Annotated in this window: 17 protein-coding genes; 12 read left to right on the forward strand and 5 right to left on the reverse strand. The window is 71.5% G+C overall.

What is annotated here, in order from left to right:
- The first annotated feature begins 71 nt into the window (after positions 1-71).
- From ABD810_RS20955 to ABD810_RS20970, 4 genes are all read left to right on the forward strand, one after another.
- Complete coding sequence (locus tag ABD810_RS20955) at positions 72-1208, forward strand: site-2 protease family protein (protein WP_344942765.1); 1137 nt, start codon at positions 72-74, stop codon at positions 1206-1208.
- 287 nt (positions 1209-1495) lie between these two features.
- Positions 1496-3031: a hypothetical protein gene (locus ABD810_RS20960; RefSeq protein WP_344942767.1), complete on the forward strand. Its 1536-nt coding sequence runs from the start codon at positions 1496-1498 to the stop codon at positions 3029-3031.
- A 22-nt stretch (positions 3032-3053) separates the two neighbouring features.
- Positions 3054-3497: a hypothetical protein gene (locus ABD810_RS20965; protein WP_344942770.1), complete on the forward strand. Its 444-nt coding sequence runs from the start codon at positions 3054-3056 to the stop codon at positions 3495-3497.
- Positions 3494-4957 carry an FHA domain-containing protein gene (locus tag ABD810_RS20970; protein WP_344942772.1) on the forward strand — a complete coding sequence of 488 codons (1464 nt, stop codon included), beginning with the start codon at positions 3494-3496 and terminating at the stop codon, positions 4955-4957. Before ABD810_RS20965 ends, ABD810_RS20970 begins: the two co-directional genes overlap by 4 nt.
- An 85-nt stretch (positions 4958-5042) precedes the next feature.
- On the opposite strand, the gene ABD810_RS20975 is transcribed toward ABD810_RS20970, so the two are convergent.
- Entirely contained in the window at positions 5043-7019 is a 1977-nt protein-coding gene (locus ABD810_RS20975) for a cation:proton antiporter (protein WP_344942775.1), read from the reverse strand.
- Between the two features lie 146 nt (positions 7020-7165).
- On the opposite strand from ABD810_RS20975, the gene ABD810_RS20980 reads away from it, so the two are divergent.
- Entirely contained in the window at positions 7166-7954 is a 789-nt protein-coding gene (locus ABD810_RS20980; RefSeq protein ID WP_344942778.1) for a protein kinase domain-containing protein, read from the forward strand.
- Positions 7955-7990: 36 nt separating this feature from the next.
- Here ABD810_RS20980 and ABD810_RS20985 read toward each other — a convergent pair whose 3' ends face one another.
- A complete protein-coding gene (locus ABD810_RS20985; RefSeq protein ID WP_344942781.1) occupies positions 7991-8614 on the reverse strand; it encodes a class II aldolase/adducin family protein in 624 nt (207 codons plus the stop codon).
- Positions 8611-9198, reverse strand: a complete 588-nt coding sequence (locus tag ABD810_RS20990; RefSeq protein ID WP_344942784.1) for a TetR/AcrR family transcriptional regulator — start codon at positions 9196-9198, stop codon at positions 8611-8613. The genes ABD810_RS20985 and ABD810_RS20990 overlap by 4 nt, the downstream gene beginning before the upstream one ends.
- 83 nt (positions 9199-9281) lie before the next feature.
- Between ABD810_RS20990 and ABD810_RS20995 the strand changes: the two genes are divergently transcribed.
- The 3 genes from ABD810_RS20995 to ABD810_RS21005 all read left to right on the forward strand — a co-directional run bounded on the left by ABD810_RS20995 (position 9282) and on the right by ABD810_RS21005 (position 11849).
- On the forward strand, positions 9282-10217 hold the full coding sequence (locus tag ABD810_RS20995; RefSeq protein ID WP_344942787.1) for a carbohydrate kinase family protein: 936 nt from the start codon (positions 9282-9284) through the stop codon (positions 10215-10217).
- A 4-nt stretch (positions 10218-10221) separates the two neighbouring features.
- Complete coding sequence (locus ABD810_RS21000; RefSeq protein WP_344942790.1) at positions 10222-11454, forward strand: aminotransferase class III-fold pyridoxal phosphate-dependent enzyme; 1233 nt, start codon at positions 10222-10224, stop codon at positions 11452-11454.
- A 104-nt stretch (positions 11455-11558) separates the two neighbouring features.
- Positions 11559-11849, forward strand: a complete 291-nt coding sequence (locus ABD810_RS21005) for a hypothetical protein (protein WP_344942793.1) — start codon at positions 11559-11561, stop codon at positions 11847-11849.
- Positions 11850-12025: 176 nt separating this feature from the next.
- On the opposite strand, the gene ABD810_RS21010 is transcribed toward ABD810_RS21005, so the two are convergent.
- A complete protein-coding gene (locus tag ABD810_RS21010) occupies positions 12026-14665 on the reverse strand; it encodes a LuxR C-terminal-related transcriptional regulator (protein WP_344942796.1) in 2640 nt (879 codons plus the stop codon).
- 198 nt (positions 14666-14863) lie between these two features.
- On the opposite strand from ABD810_RS21010, the gene ABD810_RS21015 reads away from it, so the two are divergent.
- Entirely contained in the window at positions 14864-15853 is a 990-nt protein-coding gene (locus ABD810_RS21015; protein WP_344942799.1) for a YbaK/EbsC family protein, read from the forward strand.
- 90 nt (positions 15854-15943) lie between these two features.
- On the opposite strand, the gene ABD810_RS21020 is transcribed toward ABD810_RS21015, so the two are convergent.
- Complete coding sequence (locus ABD810_RS21020) at positions 15944-17044, reverse strand: GNAT family N-acetyltransferase (protein WP_344942802.1); 1101 nt, start codon at positions 17042-17044, stop codon at positions 15944-15946.
- 118 nt (positions 17045-17162) lie between these two features.
- Between ABD810_RS21020 and ABD810_RS21025 the strand changes: the two genes are divergently transcribed.
- From ABD810_RS21025 to dop, 3 genes are all read left to right on the forward strand, one after another.
- Positions 17163-18023: a tRNA (adenine-N1)-methyltransferase gene (locus ABD810_RS21025; RefSeq protein ID WP_344942804.1), complete on the forward strand. Its 861-nt coding sequence runs from the start codon at positions 17163-17165 to the stop codon at positions 18021-18023.
- Between the two features lie 222 nt (positions 18024-18245).
- Positions 18246-20009, forward strand: coding sequence for a proteasome ATPase (gene arc, locus ABD810_RS21030; protein ID WP_344942807.1), 1764 nt, complete (start codon positions 18246-18248; stop codon positions 20007-20009).
- Between the two features lie 184 nt (positions 20010-20193).
- Entirely contained in the window at positions 20194-21717 is a 1524-nt protein-coding gene (dop, locus tag ABD810_RS21035; protein WP_344942810.1) for a depupylase/deamidase Dop, read from the forward strand.
- Positions 21718-21837: the final 120 nt, after the last annotated feature.

The raw sequence follows: 21837 nt of genomic DNA on the forward strand, positions 1-21837 counted from the left end.
GGGAGCACGTGATCGGCCGATCACCGCCGGGAGGCGCGTAGCATCAAGGCACAAGGAGGAAGACGACAATCATGAGCACCCAGACCCCTGAACGGCCTGATTCCCCCGGGCTGCGCATGGGACGGCCGTTCGGCATCCCCGTTTACGTCTCGCCGACCTGGCTGATCGTCGCGGCGTTCATCACCTACACCTTCCAGCCCCAGGTCGCGGCGGATCTGCCCGGCAGGGGCACGGTCGTCACCTATCTGGTGGCCTTCGTGTTCGCCGTCTTCCTCTACGTCTCGGTGCTGCTGCACGAGCTCGCGCACTGCGTGGTCGCCCGCTACTTCGGGCTCCCGGTGCGCCGCATCACGCTCTACCTCCTCGGAGGGGTCTCCGAGATCGAGCGCGAGCCGGAGACGCCGGCCAGGGAGTTCCTCGTCGCCTTCGCGGGCCCGCTGCTCTCGCTCGGCCTGGCCGTGATCGGCTACGCCGCGAGCAAGGTCATCCCCCAGAACACCATCCCGTACGTCCTTGTCTGGCAGCTGTGGTTCTCCAACGCCATCGTCGGGGTGTTCAACCTGCTTCCCGGCCTGCCGCTCGACGGCGGCCGCATGCTGCGCGCGGGGGTGTGGAAGCTCACCCGCAACGCGGGCTCCGGCACGATCGCCGCCGCGTGGTTCGGGCGCGTGCTGGCGGTCGCCCTGGTCGTGGTGCCGCTGACGCTGTCGTTCATGACCGGCCAGGAGCCGAGCTGGGGCATGTTGCTCTGGTCGGTGCTGCTGGCCTCCTTCATCTGGGTCGGGGCGTCCCAGTCGCTGCGGGTGGCCAAGGTGCGGGCCCGCATGCCGCAGGTCCAGGCCCGCGCGCTCGCCAGGAGGGCCATCCCGGTGACCGCCGAGGTGCCGCTGGCCGAGGGCATGCGCCGGGCCCGGGAGGCGCAGGCGGGCGCCATGGTCGTCGTCGACCACGATGGCCATCCGATCGCCATCGTCAACGAGGCCGCCGTCACGGCCACGCCCGAGCAACGGCGGCCGTGGGTGACCGTCGGCTCGCTGGCGCGCAGCCTGGAGCCCTCGCTGGTGCTCCCGGCCGACCTGGCGGGGGAGTCGCTCCTCGACGCGATGCGCGGGTCCCCTTCAGGTGAGTATCTGCTGGTGGAGCGCGGTGGTGACGTCTTCGGGGTGCTGGTCACCGCCGATGTGAACCGCGTCTTCTCCGGGGTGTGAGCGCCTTCCCCGGTGTTCCGGACCTCTGCCGCCACGGGCGGTCCCGCGGATCCCGCGCGTCCGGGTGCGGGCGATCGGGCGAACGTCACGGGTCCGTAAGCGTTCACCGGGGCGGAGACGCGAACCTCCGGCGCCGATCACGCGTCTGATCAGTAGCGCATCCGACGAGAGCGGGCAGCCGTACAGGGGGAAGATCGCCCGCTATGTCCCACTCGTTTTCCATGCGTGCCGAGACTACTGTTCTGATCAGCCGATCCGGTCGGCCAAGCAGATGAGGAACGTTCGCATTGGCTACGCCTCACACACCCCCCACCGCCGGTGACCTGACGCCGGAGTTGCTGGGCGCGTCCGAGTGGAGCGACCGGCAGGTCGCCGCGGCCGGCATCCCCATGTACGACATTCCCTTCCTCACGGTCGGCGGTGGCATCGGATCGTTCGTCACGCTCGACTACCTGCGGATCTACGGGGTCCCGACGTCGCAGATGCGCGTCGTCTCCAACATCGACCACCCGTGGCAGACCTACGAGTTCCTGACCCGGTGCTCCCAGATCCCCCGGCCGGAGCGCATCCGCTCCGACTCCTCCTCCAGGCCGGACAACCTGTGGGGGTTCCCCTCGTACGCTCTGGAGGAGGCCTGGCGCGACAAGAACCCGGCCCACCTGTTCCAGATCGCGACCGAGCCCATCTTCACCGACTACTGGACACCCCGGGCGGGCACGGTCTTCCGCAACCTGGAACGTGAGGCCAAGCGCATCGACTACTGGGAGATGCTGGTCAAGGGCCAGGTCCGCATGGTGCGCCGCAGGGCGGGCGGGGGCTACTTCACGGTGGTCACCCCGCCCGAGGGCACGGCCCCGACCAAGCGCATCGTCTTCCGGTCGCGCTTCGTGCACCTCGCGATGGGCTATCCCGGGCTGAAGTTCCTGCCCGACCTGCAGGAGTTCCGGCAGAAGTACGGCGACTACCAGCACGTGGTGAACGCCTACGAGCCACATGAGCAGGTCTACGAGTTCCTCAAGACCCGTCCGGGCACGGTGGTGATCCGCGGTGGCGGCATCGTCGCCTCCCGCGTGCTCCAGCGCCTGTTCGACGACCGCGAGAGGTTCCACCTGCAGACGCAGATCATCCACATCTTCCGCACGTTCGTGACCGGCTCGCACGGCCCCCACCTGTGGAGCCGGCGCAAGGGCGGCGACGGCTGGGCCTACCAGGGCTTCAACTATCCGAAGTCGGTGTGGGGCGGTCAGCTCAAGGCCGAGATGCGCAAGCTGGAGGGGCCGGCGCGCGCCCAGAAGTACAAGGAGATGGGCGGCACCAACACCCCACGGCGCAGGCGCTGGCAGGAGCAGATGCGCAAGGGCCGCGAGGGCGGCTACTACCACGCGGTCCAGGGCACGGTGGAACGGGTCGAGCCGGCGCCCGACGGCCGCATGCTGAGCCACGTGCGCGGCAATGACGGCACGATCCGCGAGCCCGTCGCCGACTACATCGTCGACTGCACGGGGCTGGAGGCCGACATCGCCGAGCACCGCGTCCTCGCCGACCTCCTCGAGCACGGCGGCGCGCACCGCAATCCGATCGGACGCCTGGAGGTCGAACGCCACTTCGAGGTCAAGGGCACGGCCAGCGGCGATGGTGCGCTGTACGCCTCCGGCTCGGCCACCCTCGGGGGCTACTTCCCCGGTGTCGACACCTTCCTGGGCCTGCAGATCGCCGCCCAGGAGATCGCCGACGACCTGTCCAGCCGCGGTTTCTGCCGCAGGATGGGCCCGCTGCGCTCGACCTCCCAGTGGTTCAAATGGGCTCTCAACAAGCCCGTATAGCCCGTAGAAGGAGACTTCCCCCGTGGTTCCGACCCTGATCGGCCGCATTCAGACGCGGCTGTTCCTTCTTGCCACCGTGGGCGTGGTGATCACGGCACTGATCGTGCCCGTGCTGCCCGGCCTGCCCGGGCCGCTCTCGCGGGACTACCGGGTGGGGTTCCTGGTCCTGCTGGCGGTCGCCGTGCTCGGGGTCATGTGGGAGCTGGTCTACCACTTCCTCATGCAGTTCCGCTGGGAGAAGGACTGGCCGACTCTGTTTGGCTTTCTCACACTCGTGCCAGAAGGACTTCTGCTGTGGTTTTTGCTACGGTCCGGTGCCATCGGCAGCCTCATAGATCCGGTACCGCCCGCCGCCGCCTTCTGGACGCAGTTCGTGGTGGTATGGATCTGTGTTTGGCTGGTGGCCAACGGTCCGATGCGGGTGCCGTTCATCCGGTGGCGTTTTCGGGGAGGGAGAGTTCTGTGACGGAGCAAGGCGTGGGGGTGGTGCGTCCACTTCCCGGCAACGGCCTGATCGCCCATGTGGGCGGCCTGTTGCTGGTGTGCGACGCGGCCGGCGCCGTCGCCGAGGAGTTGCTCGCGGCGGTCCAGCAGACCGCCGCGGCGGGCGGGGACGGCCGGGCGCTCGCCCGGCGCGCCGCCCAGGTCCTCGCGCGATCGATGACGGCCGAGCCGGTCGCCTGCGCCGTCGCCGGCCGCGCGGGCGGCGGCATCGCCGTGCTGGTCAGCGGTGACGCGCAGGCCCTGATCACCGGAGCGGGCGCCGACGTGCGGCTCGACGGCAAGGACGCCCTCACCTGGACCGACCGCCTGGTCCAAGGCCCGGTGACCACGGTGGAGCTGCGCCTGCCCGACGCGGGAGAGCCGATCAAGCAGGCGCGCCTCGACGGGGGCGTCATCCCCGGTGGCGGAGTCACGTGCGACTTCAGCCAGGCAGGCGGCCCGGTGCCGCCCATGTCCTCGGGGCCGTCGCGATCGGCGTCGGGCATGGCGGCCTCCGAGCCGTCCCGGCCGGCTCCGCGGCCCGAGCCGTCCCGGTCGCCCGAGCCGTCCTATCCCGAACCGGCGCCCCCCGCCCTCCCGCATCCCGCCCCTTCGCAACCGGCTCCTCCGCACCCTGCGGGGGCCGTCTCCGCGGCCCTCGCGATGGACCACGGGCCCTCCCCGGCCGAGGCGCCGCCCCATCCCGGCACGCCCCCTCCGCCGGTCCCGGCCGCTCCGCCCGGCGAGGCCCACCCGCCCGGAAGGCGCGACCTCGAACCGTCGCCCGCTCTGACCACCGACCCGGAGATGGCCTCCTCAGGCGCCAACGGATCGCCGGGGGGTGCTTCACCGCAGGAGGGCTCACCGGACTTCGAGGCGTTCCTGCTGGTCAACGGCCCTGAGTCGGAGACGGCGGGCTCGATGCTCGAGCCCACGGAGGTCGGTCAGGCCCCAGAGCCGCTGAGCCGCCCCATGGTCTACGGTGTCGACTGCAAGAACGACCACTTCAACGATCCCCGCGTCCCCTACTGCGCGGTGTGCGGCATCGCCCTGGTGCAGCGCACGCTCGTGCCGTACAAGGGGGAGCGGCCGCCGCTCGGGGTGCTGCTGCTCGACGACGGCCTGACCCTGCGCCTCGACAGCGACTACCTGCTCGGGCGTGATCCCGAGCGCGCCCCCGAAGTGACCTCGGGGGAGGCGAGGCCGGCCAGGGTCACCAGCCCGGACGGGTCGGTCTCCCGCCGCCACCTGCGGGTCAAGCTCGACGGCTGGGACGTCAACCTCATCGACCTGGGCTCGGTCAACGGCACCCAGGTGCAGCCGCCCGGCGACCCGAACTTCTACGACATCCCGCCGAACGAGCCGGTGCCCATCCTGCCCGGCACGACGGTGCGCGTCGGGGTGTCCCGCACGATGCGCTACGAGTCGCACCGCAAGGCCTAGAACGCGAGGGCCGGACCGCGACGGCCGGAAGTCACAAGGGCCGGGCGTCCCGATGCGATCGGGGGGCGCCCGGCCCTCGCGCGTCTCAGCCCTCCGCCCTCGCGCGCGTGACGCCCGCCCAGTCGACCGGATCGGCGTCCTGCTCCGCGCGTACGAGCAGGTGCGCGCCCGGCGGCGGCACGGCGCTCTCAGGGGTGATGACCAGCGCGTCGGCCGGGGGTCCGGCCGCCGCGGTCGCGTCCACGCCGAGCCTGGCCAGACGCTGCGCCAGGGACGCGGCCCGCCCCCGGCCGACCACGACCAGCGGGCGGCCCATGGCGAGCGCGAGCTGGAGCGCCACATGGGCGGCCGCGTCCCCGGAGCCGTGGTGGACCGCCACGGGCCCGGCCGCGTCGTACGCCCCTGGCAGCACCGTGACGGTGCGGCAGGCGGCCTCGGCGACGATCCGCTCGTGGCCGGGGGCGTCGCGGGGGACCACCACCAGGTCGGGCTGGGCGCTCAGGACCAGGCCGGGCAGCTCGGCGCCCGGCTGGGCCGAGAACCGGCTGACCACGCGCGCATTCGGGCCCCGCTCCCGCACCCTGGCGGCCAGCGCTTCCAGGGCGCCCATCGTCTCGGCCATCTCGGCCAGCTCGAACGACAGCCCGGCGCCGACCTCCAGGCGGCCGTGAGGATAGGGCTGCAGGTGCGCCAGCACCACCTCCGACGGGGTCCTGGCGCTCGCCAGGGCGGCGGCCAGCCCGGCGAGCGGGTCGGCGTCCACGGCGTCCACCGGATTCCCGGGGACGACGGCGAGCACGCGGTGGGCGGCGGTCACGCCGAGGGCGGCGCGCTCGGCCTCGGCGATGTCCCTGGCGACCCGCCGGTCGGGGTAGACGCGGCGCAGCAGCGGTCCGGTCATCGCGGTGGTGATGAGCGCCATGAGGACCATGAGGGAGTACAGCTCCCCGTCCAGGACCCCCTTCTGCAGGCCGACGGTCAGGATGACGATCTCGGTGAGGCCACGGGTGTTGAGCAGGATGGCCAGGGCGGACGACTGCCGGGCCGGCACCCGTCGCAGCCGCGCCCCGAGGTAGGAGCCGGCCAGCTTCCCGCCGATCGCCACCGCGAGGATGGCGGCGAGCACGCCGAGGCTGGAGACCGTCAGTGTCCGAAGGTCGACGTTCAGCCCGGAGACGACGAAGAACATGGGCAGCAGCAGGAGCACGGCGAGCTGTTCCAGGCGCTCCAGGATCTGGTGGTTGAGCCGCTCGGCGCCCTCCCGGGGCATGACCACGCCGAACAGGAAGGCTCCGAAGATGAAGTGGACGTGCATCCATTCGGTGGCCCAGGCCGAGGCGATGAGGCCGAGCAGGACCATCGACAGCAGGCCGGGGGTGAGCCGCCCCGCCCGGTCGAAGGCCGGGACCAGCCGGGCCAGCAGGGGCCGTGCCACCAGTAACATCACGGCGGTGTAGGGGACGGCCAGCAGGACCTGCCACTGGCCGGTCGACGCCTCGGCCCCCGCGATGCCGACCACCACGGCCAGTACGGTCCAGGCGACCACGTCGATGACCGCGGCGGAGGCGAGCGCGAGCCCGCCGAGCGTGGTGCGGTGCATCTGGCGGTCGGTCAGGATGCGCGCGAGCACGGGGAACGCGGTCGCCGACATCGCGGCGCCCATGAACAGCACGAAGGCCGTCGTCCTGCCGTGCGCGTGCCGTCCCGCCAGGCCGAGGGCGAGCAGCGCCCCGAGCGCGAACGGCACGCTGGTGGACCCCAGGGCGATGGACGCGGCCACCTTGCCCTTGCCTCGCACCAGCTTCTGGTCGATCTCCAGGCCCACCACGAACATGAACAGGATCAGGCCCACGTCGGCGAGGGCCGACAGGGCGGGACGCATGTCCGGCCCGAACAGGTCGTCGCCGATCCACGGGCCGAGCAGGGTGGGCCCCAGCAGGATGCCCGCGACGATCTCGCCGATCACCGGGGGCTGGCCGACGCGCCTCGCCAGCCGGCCGAGGAGCCTGGCGGCGCCGAGCACGATCACCAGGTCGAGCAGCAGCACATCGGCGCGAAGCATCGAACATCGTCCCCCGGCGAATGAAGAACCTAGATCAAAGCCCCCGATAATGGTGCACGCGACGTTACCGTGACTGGACGGGCGCCGCGCGAGGTCCCGGCGAACCGGCCGGGCCGATCTGTGCGTGCCGACGAGAGGAACGCAAGGTGGAGGGCATCGCCGACTATGAGTTCGTCCGCCCGCTGGGCGCGGGCAACCATGGCGAGTTCTACCTGGCGAGGAGGCCGGAGCGGCTGCCCGTCGACGCCGAGTACGTCACGGTCAAGGTCGTGGGGGGCACCGGGCAGGACGCCTTCCGGCGGGCCACCCGTGAGCTGAAGGCCTTCGCCTCGGTGCGCTCGCCGTTCCTGGTGACGCTGTACGACGCGGGCCAGCAGGGCGGGGTCTTCTACTACTCCATGGAGTACGTCGAGGGTGGTTCGCTCGCCGGTCCGGCCGAGCCGCCCTCCCGGGATCAGACGGTGCGCGCGGTCGCCTGCGCGGCGCGGGCCGCGCAGGCCCTGCACGATGAAGGCCTCGTGCACAGGGACATCAACCCCGCCAACGTTCTGCTGACCGCCGGCGGGGGCAAGCTGTCCGATCTCGGCCTGTCCCAGGTGCTGACGCCGGGCGCGACGATCACGGGCATGGGCGGCCTCACCTCGGTGGAGTTCACCGACCCCGCGCTGCTCCAGGGTGACGACCCGACACCGGGCGGCGACGTGTGGTCGCTCGGCGCGACGCTGCACTGGGCGACCACCGGACACGGCCTGTACGGGGAGCTGCCGACCCACGACCCGCTGCTGACGCTGAGGAGGGTCTACAGCACCACGCCCTCCATCAGGCCCGAGCTGGAGCCCGAGCTGTCGGAGCTGGTCGGTTCGTGCATCGGCGACCTGGCCGAGCGCCCCACCGCCTCCGGTCTGGCCGACCGCCTGTACCGGCTGTCCTCCTGACGGCCGCCTCGCCCGGGAACGGTCCCGTGCGGCCCGCTAGCCCCTGGCGGCGCGCTCGATGACGGCGACCAGCTCCTCCTCGGTGAGCACGCGGGGCTCGCCGACCATCTTCGCCTGCACGTACACCGCGCACAGCCACTCCAGCAGGCGCGCCCCTTCGAGGGCCTGGTCGAGGTCGCCGCCGAGGGCCACGGCCCCGTGGTTGGCCATGAGGGCGGCCTGCCTGCCCTCCAGGGCCGTACGGACGTGGGCGGCGAGCTCGGGGGTGCCGTAGGTCGCGTAGGGCGCCACCCGGATGACGCCGCCGAGCAGCAGGGCGTTGTAGTGGATCGGGGGCAGCTCGCTCATCGTGGTGGAGACGACCACGGCGTACCGCGAGTGGGTGTGCACCACCGCCGTGGTGGTGGTGGCGGCGTAGATCGCCAGGTGCATGGGCACCTCGGAGGACGGCCGGCGCTCACCCTCCACCACCTCTCCCGACATGTCGAGCACCGGGCAGTCCTCCGGTGAGAGCCGGTCGAGGGCCACCCCGCCGGGGGTCACCGCCACCAGCCCGCTCCGCCGGACGCTGATGTTGCCGGAGGTGCCGAGCACCAGGCCGGTGTCCACCATCCGGCTCCCGATCTCGCACAGCCGCTCTCGCTCTTCGCCCAGCCTCATGTCAGGCGCTCCAACTCGGTCGCCATGAGGCGGCGAAGGACCTCGGGGGAGAGCCGGTCGGGATAGAGCAGGCGGTGCACGCTCAGCCCGTCGACCAGGGCCAGCAGGCGTTCGGCGACGTCGTCCAGGTCCTCGCCGGTGGAGATCTCGCCCGCCTCGGCGGCGGCGTCGAGAAGGGTGCGCACCAGGTAGCGCAGCTCGGCGGCCTCCTCGCGCTGCACGTCGAGCAGCGTGCCGCCCGCCAGGCTCCTGCCCCAGAACCCCACCTCGAGCGCGGTCTCCTGGGCCCGCTCCTGGTCCAGGGGCAGGTTGTCGACCAGTAGCTCACGCAGGGCGGACAGCCCCGTGTGACCGGCGAGCTTGCCCTTCAGCCGGTGCACGATGCGCCGGTGGGACGCCCTCAGTGCCGACAGCAGGATGTCGTCCTTGTCGGCGAAGTAGTGCGTGAGCACGCCGTTGGAGTAGCCCGCCTCCTTGGCGATCGCCCGGGTCGTCGCCGCGTCGATGCCCTCGCGCAGGATGACCCTGCGCGCGGCGTCCACGACTTCCTCCCGGCGCTCCTCATGATCGACGATCTTCGGCATCCCTGTCCCTTCGTGAGGTCTTGACATTTTAGTCGGACGCCCGTCTATTATCCGGCAATCTCAACTCTCAAAAGGATCCAGACATGACCGTCGTCACGCTCGGGGTGCACATCGTCGACGTGCTGGCCAGACCCGTGGAGTCCATCCCGGCGGGCCAGGACACCCACCTGCTCGAGCAGATCCGGATCACCGCGGCGGGGACCGCGGCCGCGACCGCCGTCGACCTCGCCAAGCTCGGCGTGCCGGTCGCCTCGGCCGGCGCCGTCGGCGACGACGAACTCGGCGACTTCCTCATCATGATCATGGGACGGCACGGCGTCGACGTCCGCGGCGTCGTGCGCAAGCCCGGCGAGCAGACGGCCGCGTCCATCCTGCCCATCCGCCCGGACGGCGGCCGGCCCTCCTTCCACGTGCCCGGCGCCAACCTCGGGTTCTCGCCGGCCGACCTGGACCCGGGCCTGCTCACCGGGGCCAAGGTGATCCATCTCGGCGGCATGGACGTCACATGGGGCCTGCACGACCCCGCGTTCTTCGAGGTGCTCCGGTCCGCCAGGGAAGGCGGGACGGTGATCACCATGGACCTGCTGTCCAACATGCCCGACCTCATGCCGGGGGCCAGGGCGTTCCTGCCCCACGTCGACTACTTCCTGCCCAACGAGGAGCAGGCGCTGGCGATCACCGGCGCCTCCGACGCCGAGGAGGCGGCGGCCAAGCTCCTCGCCGACGGGCCCTCCGGCGTGCTGGTCACGCTCGGTGGCGCGGGCAGCCTGGTCGCGACGGCCTCCGGCCTCACCCGCGTGCCCGTCCAGGAGGCCGAGGTGGTGGACACCACGGGATGCGGTGACGCGTACTGTGCCGGGTTCATCGCGGGCCTGCTCGGCGGCCGGGACGTCGTCGCGGCGGCCCGGCTGGGCACGGCCGTGGCCGCCCGGGTCGCGGGAGGGCTCGGATCGGACGCGGGGCTGGACGGCCTGACCATCGAACGCATCGACGGCGCCCAGGGCGCAGAAGGGATCTGAGCCCATGTCCGAGAACGTGTCCGACGCGCACCTCCGCGAGAGGGCGGCCAAGGTCATCCCCGGGGGCATGTACGGCCATCTCAACGCCGCGATCTTCGGCCCCGGCTTCCCGCAGTTCTTCGTCAGGGGCCGGGGCTGCCGCCAGTGGGACGCCGACGGCCGCGAGTACGTCGACCTGATGTGCAGCTGGGGGCCGATCATCCTCGGCCACCGGCACCCGCGTGTCGAGGAGGCGGCGGCCGCCCAGCAGGCCGCGGGAGACTGCCTGAACGGGCCGGGGCCGGTCATGGTCGAACTGGCCGAGCTGATGGTGGACACCATCCCCTCGGCCGACTGGGTGCTGTTCTCCAAGAACGGCACCGACGCCACGACCCAGGCCCTGATGGTCGCGCGCGCCGCCACCGGGCGGACGAAGGTGCTGGTGGCCCACGGCGCCTACCACGGCGCCGACCCCTGGTGCACCCCCAGCCTCGCCGGGACGACGCCCAGCGACCGCGCCGACCTCATCGAGTATCCCTACAACGACCTGGCGGGGGCCGAGGCCGCCGCTGCCCAGGCCGACGGCGACGTGGCGGCGATCATCGTCACGCCTTTCAAACACGACTCGTTCGAGGACCAGGAGCTGGTGGACCCGGCGTTCGCCCGTGGCCTGCGCGCGCTGGCCGACCGGATCGGCGCGGCTCTGGTGATCGACGACGTGCGGGGCGGGTTCCGGCTGGACCTTCGCGGCTCATGGGAGCCCCTCGGCGTACGCCCGGACCTGACGGCGTGGAGCAAGGCCATGGCCAACGGGTACGCCATCGCGGCGGTCACCGGCACCGACGCCCTGCGCGGTCCCGCCCAGACCCTCTACTCCACCGGGTCCTTCTGGTTCTCGGCGGTGGCCATGGCCGCCGCGAAGGCGACCATCGAGACGCTGCGCGAGACCGGCGGCGTGGCGCTGATGGAGCGGGCGGGCTCCCGGCTGCGCGAGGGGCTCGCGGCGCAGGCCTCCTCCCACGGCTTCCTGATCAACCAGACCGGCCCCGTGCAGATCCCGTGGCTGTCCTTCCACGGAGACGAGACCCTGGAGAAGGGCATGTTCTGGTCCAGCGCCTGCCTGGAGGAGGGCGTCTACCTCCATCCGTGGCACAACTGGTTCCTGTCCGCCGCGCACACCGACGCCGACATCGACCGCGCGCTGGCGGGCACCGACACCGCGTTCGCCAAGCTGCGCGCCAAATTCGGCGCCGACTGATCCACCGGCCGCCGGGAGGTATCAGGGCGGGCCCTTCGCGCTCTTGATTGTCGAGGCGGCCCACCGGCACCGTGGCCGGGACGGCGTCTCGGAAAGCGGGAGCCATGGAAGTGCAGGGGGAGTCGCGGTTGTCGGCGCGCATGGAAGGCCCGGTCTCGCCTGGGCGGTTCGCCTGTCCCGGCTGCGGCGCCGTGTCACGGATCGAACCGATCGGACGGGCGCCGGCCGGGGGAACCGGGACCGGGGCGGCGTCATGGGAGATGTGGTTGCGCGGCCGGGGTGACGAGGTCACCGCGATGGTGCGGATCGGCCGGCGGATCACCGAGAGGAACGGCACGGGCGAGGTCGACGTCGGCTCCATGCTCGCCGACGCCTGGCGCGCGGCGGGAGGCTAGCCGCCGGAACCCGCGACCGGCGGACGGGCGGGCGGTGCCGGGGGCACCGCCTACCCGGGAACCGCGGACGGCGGGCGGGTACGGCCCGCGTGGGGCGGCGCGTGTTCGGCGAACGGCGGGCGGCCGGCGTGGGGCGCCGCGGCTTCGGGGAACCGGCCGCAGGTGTACGGCGCGGGTCAGCTGCCGCCGTTGAACAGGTGGCGGAGTTCGATGCGGTCGCTCAGGCCGGTGCGCTCGTAGACGGCGCGAAGGTGGTTGCCGACCGTGCGGATCGAGAGGACCAGCCGATCGGCGATGTCCCTGTTGCTCAACCCGTGCGCGGCGAGCTGGGCGATCTCCAGCTGGCGCGCCGTCAGCTCGGGGGCGGCCAGCCCGCGCAGCGCCGGTGTGCGGGCGCCCTCGCAGCTTCTGGCCAGTGACCACGCGCGGGTCGTGGCCGCCAGCGCGGCCCGGTGCTTGCCGTCCCTGCGCAGCCGGGTGACCGCCTGCGCGGCGGCCTCGGCCGCGTGCAGGGTCAGGCCCAGCTCCTGGAAGCCGTCGGCCACCGTGAGCAGCGCGGCGCCGTCGCCGGCGACGGCCGCGCGCGCGTGGTCGCGGGCGAGCAGCACCCGGCGCCCGTCGTGGAGCGCCGGAAGCTCCTCCAGCCGGGCCAGCGCGTGGGCGGCCCCGCCGAGCCGCACGGCGTCGTGCAGGGCGACGAACTCGAAGCCCGGCAGCTCGGCCTCGCGGCACTCCTCGGCGAACGCCAGGGCGAGCTCGACGGCCGCGCCGGTGTCGCCGTACGCCGCGGCGATCCACACGCGGGTCAGCGACACCCAGCGCGTGAACCCGGTCCAGGTGGCCCGGTTGCGGGCGAGCGCCTCGGTGAGCGTGCTCTGGGCGCCCTCGGCGTCCCCCAGGAGCGCCTGGGCGGCGGCGTAGGCTCCCATGCACCCGCCGACGGTGAGCGCGGTCGGATGGTGCGCGGCGTCGTGCAGCACGCCGAGAGCCGTCTCCACCTGTCCCCGCGCCGTGGCGAGGTGCCCCTTGGCCAGTGCCAGGCTGCCCTCGCCCAGCGACCACCCCCGCTGCGCCGCGACGGCGGCCTCCATCGAGGCGACCGCCTCGTCCATCGCCGTCAGGTCCCCGGCGAAGAGCCCCGCCATCGCCCACGCCGAGTGCAGTGGCGAGACCATGGCAGGCACGGCGTCCTGCCAGGACCCGGCGTCCGTGAGCGCCTGCCGCGCGACGCTGGCGGCTTCGCCGGTCCGCCCCGCGTAGCACAGGGCGAGGGCCTGGGCCTTGAGTGTCTGGATGCGCTGGGGGCCGGCGGGCACCGTGCCGACCAGCGCCGTGCCCAGTTCGAGTGCGAGGCGGGGCTTGGCCGCGCTGGCGGCCAGGTCGAGACGCCGCATCGCGATCTGCCGCCGCGAAGCGGGGTCGCCCAGGGCGGTCTCCGCGCGGTCGAGCAGGCCGAGCGCCTCGTCGAGGCGGTTCATCCCCCAGGCCATGTTGCCGGCACGTGCCAGCACCAGGCGCGTGCGGGTGGCCTCGTCCGGCCCGTGGCCCGCGGACTCCGCCGCCTGCCGGGCTCCCGCCTCGGCCGCGACCAGGACGGTGTGGGCCTCGTCGGGGAACTGCGCGTAGTCGAGGACCGTGGCGAGCAGGATGGCCGCCTCCACCCCGCCGCCCGCCGCCAGCGCCGCGCGGCCCAGCCGGATGGCCAGGGGGTAGTCGTGGGCCGACCAGGCCAGCCCGCACGCCGACAGCAGGGGACCGGCGGGCGCCTGCCTGCCGCTTTCGAGCTGCCACACGGTCAGCCGCAGCAGGTCGTCCCGCCGCCGGGCGCCGCTGCGCTCCAGGGAGCCCGCCAGCGTGGCGTAGCGGTTGCGACGGCGCAGCGGGGGGCAGCCGGCCCGCGCGACCTCCCCGTAGAGCGGGTGGCCGAGGCGGACGACCACGCGCCGGCCGTCGCGGGCCATGCGGATCAGGCCGCGCCCCTCGGCGTGCTCGACGGCCTCGGCGGGTGACAGCTCCAGCAGGGTGGCCAGGGGGATGGGCTCGCCGAAGGCGACCAGCTCCAGCACGGCCCCGGCCTCGGGGGACAGCGCCCCGATGCGCTCGCCCACCAGCTCGGTCAGCCGCGGGGCCAGAGGCGGCTCCCCGGTGAGCTGCCACATGCCCCTGACCTGCCGCAGCGTGCCCGCGTCGCGGGCGGCGCCGACAAGCTCGTGCAGGAGCAGGGCGTTTCCCTCGGTCGCCGTGACGAGCCGCCGCACGGTGGCGTCGTCGGGCCGGCCGCCGAGGGCGGCGGTGAGGATGGCGGTGCTGTCGCCGAGGGTGAGCGGGCCGAGGTCGGCACGCGCCGCCAGCCCGTCGCGCCACAGCGCCGTCACGCTGTCGGGGGCCGGCTCACCGGTGCGCACCGTCGCGACGATCTGAGCGCGTTCCACGGTCACGAGATGGTGGACCGCGGCCGCCGAGGGGCCGTCGAGCAGGTGGGCGTCGTCGACGGCCAGGACGGGCCTGCGGCCCCCCGCGTGGGCGCGGATGGCGTCGGCGACCCACCGCAGCGGGTTGACCAGCCCTGGCGGCGCCTCAGGCGGCAGCAGCCGTGCCAGGGCGCCGTACGGGATGCCGCCCGCCGCCCTGGTGGCCCTGATCGCGATCACGGCGTAGGAGGTGGAGCTGAACGTGCGCAGCACCTCGGTGGCCAGCCTGCTCTTGCCCACTCCTGCGGGCCCGGCGATGACGACGCCGTGGGCCGCGCCGTCGTGCGCCAGCCGCACGAGCCGGTCGAGATCGTCCCGGCGGCCCGCGAACGGCCACATCGCCATCGGCCACCTCCACCCATGTCCTTGTCCGGCCTGTTTCGGATCGTCTATGGTCCGCTTGTGGAACGCTGGGGAGCCAGATATCTGGTCGAATGCCCGCACTGCGAACGCGGCACCCTGGCCCGTGAACCCGATGGCCCGCATCGATCCTTTCTGCCGCCTTTGCTCGCTCCTTATTCATTATCGGTCTGCCAGGTGTGCATGCACGTTCTTTTCCTCGCAACAGAGGACGCCGGCGCGCGGTTCGAGGATGACAGGGCGGACGATCCGCCGCGGCCGGCCCGCGTGCTGTGGCCGGGGACCGGCCGGCCGGAGGGCGAAGGGCTTCCCGAGCATCTCCTCGCGGAGCTCCGCGAGGCCAAGGACTGCCTGCGCGCGGGTGCTCATTCGTCCGCCGTGGTGATGGTGCGGCGCTTGCTCGAGGGTGTCTGCGCAGATCACGGCGTTACGGCCGCGCCGCTCTCACACGCGCTGAGGGAGCTGTGCAGGCGCGGGCTCATCGAGGGCAGGCTCCTAGTGTGGGCTCAGGATCTGCGGCTCATCGGCAACGAGGCGGCCCACATCCGAACCGGGCGCATTCCCGCCGAGGACGCGAAGGACGCGGTCGTTCTGGCCGAGGCGCTGCTCGACTATTTATACGTATTTACGCCGAAATATCGTGACTTCAGAAAGCGGCGTGAGGCGGCGGGGACGCGATTTCCCCTTCCCACGCGCGAGCGACCGCCCGACACGCCGGCGGTCAGGAGACTGCGGCGCTCACGGGTGAGCTTTTCCGTCCATTCCTATTCCCATGATCCGGCCAGGGCGAAATCCCAGAAGACGATCGCCGGCGAGCTGGGAGTGGGCCAGGACAGGCTGCTCAAGGCCGTCGTCGCCTATGTCGACGGGCACGTCGTGCTCGCGGTGGCGCCGGTCGGCGCCAAGGTCGACCTGGTGGGCCTGGCCATGGCCACCGGCGGCGACCACGCGCGCATCGCGCCGCCGTCCGACGTCAGCATGCTCGGCGCCGATGTGATCAGCCCCCTTGGTGTGCCGCTGAAGGTGCCCGCCGTCGTCGACTCCAGCGCCCTGCGGCACCGCAGCGTGTACGTCGCCAGCGGAAGGCACGGCCTGGCGCTGGAACTGGCGCCGGCCGATCTCGTCCGTGTGGTCGGCGCGCGCGTCGCTCCGATCGCGGTCCCGGATTCCTGAGACCGTCTCGCCCGGGTCCGCCGTCCCGCCGGCCCCGCCGCCTGAAGGCCGCCGCCCCAGGGTGCGGCGTCCCGGCCGCGGGGCCGCGTGTCAGCCGCGCAGGCGGGCCCACTGGACGTCGTCGTGCCGGGTGCCCCCCGGACCCGGCAGCAGCGACCTCAGCACCGCCTCCCGCGTGAACCCGGCGCGCTCCAGCACGCGGTGGGAGGCGGTGTTGTCCGGTGAGGTCCCGGCCACCAGCCGGTGCAGAGAGGTGTGCTCGAACGCCCACTCGGCGAGCAGGCTCACCGCCCGGGTCATGAACCCCCGGCCGCGGAAGCCGTGCAGGAGGCTGTAGCCGATCATGGCCTGGCCCAGCGGCGGGATGATGTTCATCAGCTGGATGTGCCCGGCGAACTCGCCGGTCCCGGCGTCCCGGACGCTGAGCTCGGCGCGCTCCCCGTTCAGCCACCACATCCCGGTGTAGCTGCACCGCTGCTCGGTGTCCGCGCGATCGGGGACCTCGGGCGGCACGCTGTACCGGACGACCTGCGGATCGCTCATCATCTCCTGGTAGGGGCCGGCGTCGGCGGGGGTGAGCGGCGCGAGCCGCACCACACCGTCGGAGAGCGACCCGCCGGGAAGGCGCGGCAGGTAGGAGCGCTGGGGTTCCCCTGAGTCGCCGGCGAGGCGGCCGTAGCCGACGACGTCGGCGTAGCCGCCGTCCCTGCGGGGGTCGACGCCGCGCTGGACGCCCTCGCGCACGAACCCCGCGGCCATCGCCACGCGCTGGCTCGCCACGTTCTCCACGTTGGCGACCAGCTCGACGCGGTGCACCCCTTGGGCGAAGGCCCACTCGGTGAGCGCCCGGGTCGCGGCCGAGGCCACGCCACGGCCGCGCGCCCAGGGCGCCAGCAGGTAGCCGATCTCTCCCGCCCCCCGTACGTCCAGGGGCTTGAGCCCGATGTTGCCCAGCCACTGGTCGGTGGCGGCGTCGGCGATGGCGAGGGACACACCGCCGCGGTTCCAGTCGGCGGGAACCATCTCGGTGACGTAGGTCAGCGCGTCGTCGAGGGTGTAGGGCACGGGCACGGTCGGGATGAACTTCACGATCTCGGGGTCGGAGCAGCCGCGGGCGATCGCCTCGGCATCCGTTTTCACAGGTTCGCGCAGTACGATCGAGCCCGCGGGGATCACGTCACGGGGAAACATGCTCAAGTGCTACCAGTATTGGACGCCCAGGGCGAACCTTTTCCTCACCGGTCCCAGCAGCCCCTCTGGTCGTACGGTCCGCCACGAGTGGGCGGCGGTCGCATATAGCCTTGCGCGCATGGGTTTTCGCAGGCACGGGCCGTTTCAGCCCGGTGATCAGGTTCAGCTCACCGATCCCAAGGACAAGCGTCACACCGTGACGTTGCGGGAAGGCGCGGTCTTCCATACGCACAAGGGATCCATCCCTCACGACGACCTGATCGGGCTGCCGGAGGGCTCGGTGGTGCGCTCCTCGGGCAGCACGCCCTACCTGGCCTTCCGCCACCTTCTCCAGGACTACGCGGTCTCGATGCCGCGCGGCGCGGCGGTCGTCTATCCCAAGGACGCCGCCCAGATCGTCGCGATGGCCGACATCTTCCCCGGGGCCAGGGTCGTCGAGGCGGGCGTCGGCTCCGGAGCGCTCACCTGCTTCCTGCTCCGGGCGGTGGGGGAGAGCGGGCGGGTCACCTCCTACGAGAGGCGCGAGGACTTCGCCGCCGTCGCACGCAAGAACGTCGAGAAGTTCTACGGCGGCCCGATGGAGCAGTGGCGGCTGGTCGTCGGGGACCTCGTGGCGTCCCTCGACGAGTCGGACGTCGACCGGGTCATCCTGGACATGCTCGCGCCGTGGGAATGCGTGGACGCGGTGGCCAAGGCCCTCACTCCTGGGGGTGTTATCTGCTGTTATGTAGCGACAACGACCCAGTTGTCCCGCACGGTGGAAACCCTGCGCGATCACGGAAGTTTCACCGAGCCGCATTCGTGGGAAACCCTGGTCCGCGACTGGCATGTCGAAGGGCTCGCCGTACGCCCCGGCCACCGGATGGTGGGGCACACCGGCTTCCTCGTCGTGTCCCGTCGCATGGCGGACGGCGTCACGCCCCCGCCCAGGCGCAGGCGCCCTGCCAAGGGCGCGCAGGGGGAGGAGTCGAGCACATGAGCTCCCGAAGCCGGGTGTGGCGTTTCGGTAAACAATCATGTGCGGTCGAGGGGCATGGGAACAGAAACGTGTCCGTAGCTGCTTACTAGCAATGAGCCGTCAATTAGCCATTAAACACCGAACACTGGATGTAATGACACGAACACTCCCTGGCCAGGTTACGGATGCCCCCGAGATAGGTAGGGTCTTGAGTAGTCGCCCTCGACTGGGAAGGAGGTGACTGTGGCAGCTCGCGAGGACGCTGAGGCTCGAGCCGCACAGCGCGAACGAGAGGTCGCCGACCTCACAACTCAGGTCTCCTTCCTCCAGGAGGAGATCACCGCGTTGCGCCGGAAGCTGGCCGAGTCCCCCCGGCAAGCCAGAGTCCTGGAGGAACGCCTGCACGAGGTGCAGGCCAGTCTGGCCGCCGTCACGGGTCAGAACGAACGACTGGTGGCCACCCTCAAGGAGGCCAGGGACCAGATCGTCGCACTCAAGGAGGAGGTCGACCGGCTGGCACAACCGCCATCCGGCTTCGGCGTGTTCCTGGAGTCCCGTGACGACGGCACCGTGGAGGTGTTCACCGGGGGCCGCAAGCTCCGGGTGAACGTCAGCCCCGCGGTCGACGTCGACTCGCTCAAGCGCGGTCAGGAGGTCATGCTCAACGAGGCGCTCAACGTGGTCGAGGCACTCGGCTACGAAAGCGTCGGCGAGATCGTGATGCTCAAGGAACTCCTGGAGGACGGCCAGCGCGCGCTGGTCATCTCACACGCCGACGAGGAGCGTGTGGTCCGCCTCGCCGATTCGCTGATGGACCAGCCGATTCGCGCAGGCGACTCGTTGCTGCTCGAACCGCGTTCCGGCTACGTCTACGAGCGCATCCCGAAGTCCGAGGTCGAGGAGCTCGTGCTCGAAGAGGTCCCCGACATCTCCTACGAGGAGATCGGCGGGCTCATGCGGCAGATCGAGCAGATCAGGGACGCCATCGAGCTGCCCTATCTGCACGCCGACCTGTTCCGTGAGCACAAACTGCGTCCGCCCAAGGGTGTGCTGCTGTACGGCCCGCCCGGTTGCGGCAAGACGCTCATCGCCAAGGCCGTCGCCAACTCCCTGGCCAAGCAGGTCGCGGAGAAGACCGGCCAGTCCGGCAAGAGTTTCTTCCTCAACATCAAGGGTCCGGAACTGCTGAACAAGTACGTCGGAGAGACCGAGCGGCACATCCGCCTGGTGTTCCAGCGTGCCCGGGAGAAGGCCTCCGAGGGCACACCGGTGATCGTGTTCTTCGACGAGATGGACTCGATCTTCCGCACCCGTGGCTCCGGCGTCTCCTCCGACGTCGAGAACACCATCGTCCCCCAGCTCCTTTCGGAGATCGACGGTGTCGAGGGCCTCGAGAACGTCATCGTCATCGGCGCCTCCAACCGCGAGGACATGATCGACCCCGCGATCCTGCGGCCCGGCCGCCTGGACGTCAAGATCAAGATCGAGCGGCCGGACGCCGAGGCGGCCAAGGACATCTTCTCGAAGTACATCACCACCGAGCTGCCCCTGCACGACGAGGACCTCGGAGAGCACAGCTCGTCTCGTGAGGCCACCGTCGCCGGCATGATCCAGCGCGTGGTCGAGCGGATGTACACCGAGAGCGAGGAGAACCGCTTCCTCGAGGTGACCTACGCCAACGGCGACAAGGAGGTCCTGTACTTCAAGGACTTCAACTCCGGAGCCATGATCCAGAACATCGTGGACCGGGGCAAGAAGATGGCAATCAAGGCGTTCCTCGAGACCGGGCAGAAGGGCCTGCGGATCCAGCATCTGCTCGCCGCCTGCGTGGACGAGTTCAGCGAGAACGAGGATCTGCCCAACACCACCAACCCCGACGACTGGGCCCGCATCTCCGGAAAGAAGGGCGAGCGGATCGTTTACATCCGCACCCTTGTCTCCGGCAAGCAGGGCACCGAAGCCGGGCGGTCCATCGACACGGTCGCCAACACCGGCCAGTACCTCTGATTGACACCGGCATGCGACGGCGTGGTTCCTCCCGGAGCCGCGCCGTCGCTGTTTCCGCCTCGGGCCTGCGGGCAGCGGACCGGAAGGACCCGCCGTCGGTACGACGGTCTAGGCTCGTGGTTACGGGCCGCGGCGCGAGGGCGAGGGTCCGGGTGCGAGCGAGCACAAATGAAGGGCTGAGAGCGTGACGGTACGGCGGGTGATGGGCATCGAGACCGAGTACGGCATTTCCGTACCCGGGCAGCCGGGCGCGAACGCGATGGTGACCTCCTCACAGGTGGTCAACGCCTATTTGGCGGCTTCCGCCGCCCGGGCGCGCCGCGCCAGATGGGACTTCGAGGAGGAGAATCCACTTCGCGACGCCCGCGGTTTCGACCTGGCCCGCGAGATCGCCGATCCCACACAGCTCACCGACGAGGACCTCGGTCTGGCGAACGTCATCTTGACCAACGGGGCGAGGCTGTACGTCGACCACGCCCATCCTGAGTACTCCACACCCGAATGCACCAACCCGCGCGCCGCGGTGATCTGGGACAAGGCCGGCGAGCGCGTGATGCACGACGCCGCGGTCCGGGCCTCGGCGATGCCGGGCAACGCCCCGATCCAGCTCTACAAGAACAACACCGACAACAAGGGCGCGTCGTACGGCTGCCACGAGAACTACCTCATGCGGCGGGCCACACCGTTCGCCGACATCGTCCGGCACCTGACGCCGTTCTTCGTCTCCCGCCAGGTGGTCTGCGGGGCGGGCCGGGTCGGCATCGGGCAGGACTCGCGCGGCGAGGGCTTCCAGATCAGCCAGCGGGCCGACTTCTTCGAGGTCGAGGTCGAGGTCGGCCTGGAGACCACCCTGAAACGGCCGATCATCAACACCCGTGACGAGCCGCACGCCGATCCCGAGAAGTACCGGCGCCTGCACGTCATCATCGGCGACGCCAACATGTCGGAGATCTCCACCTACCTGAAGCTCGGCTCGACGGCACTGGTCCTGGCGATGATCGAGGACGGGTTCCTGACCGGCGACCTGTCGGTGGAGAGCCCGGTGGCGGCGCTCAGGGCCGTCTCCCACGACCCCACCTGCAAGTACGAGCTCACGCTGCGCGACGGCCGGCGGATGACGGCCGTCCAGCTCCAGATGGAGTACCTCGAGCAGGCCCGCAAGTACGTCGAGGACCGCTTCGGCTCCGCCGTCGACGACCTGACCAAGGACGTACTCAACCGCTGGGAGTCGGTGCTCACGCGCCTCGCCGAGGACCCGATGCAGCTGTCCAGGGAGCTCGACTGGGTGGCCAAGCTGGAGATCCTGGAGGGCTACCGCTCCCGTGACGGCCTGCAGTGGTCGCATCCGCGGCTGCAGCTCGTCGACCTGCAGTATTCCGACATCCGCCCCGACCGCGGCCTGTACAACCGCCTCGTCGCCCGCGACCGCATGCAGCGGCTGGTGACCGAGGAGGACGTCCAGCGGGCCATCGAGCTGCCGCCCAACGACACCCGGGCCTACTTCCGCGGCCGGTGCCTGCGGCAGTACAGCGAGTCGGTCGCCGCCGCCTCGTGGGACTCGGTGATCTTCGACATCCCCGGCCGCGAGTCGCTGCAGCGCGTGCCGACCTTGGAGCCGTTGCGCGGCACCAAGGCTCACGTGGGCGAGCTGCTCGACCGCTGCCGCACCGCCGCCGATCTGGTCAGCGCCCTCACCGGCGAGCGCTGACCCGGTCCCGGCGGGGCCCGGCCTCGGCCGCCCGGCGGGCGGCGCGCCGTCCGGGGCGCGCTGAACCGGCGGGCGCCGTCCGGGCTCGCTGAACCGGCGGGCGCCGACCGGCCGCCGTAC

Origin of the sequence: Sphaerisporangium flaviroseum (assembly GCF_039537005.1) — a bacterium.
Taxonomy (GTDB): Bacteria; Actinomycetota; Actinomycetes; order Streptosporangiales; family Streptosporangiaceae; genus Sphaerisporangium; species Sphaerisporangium flaviroseum.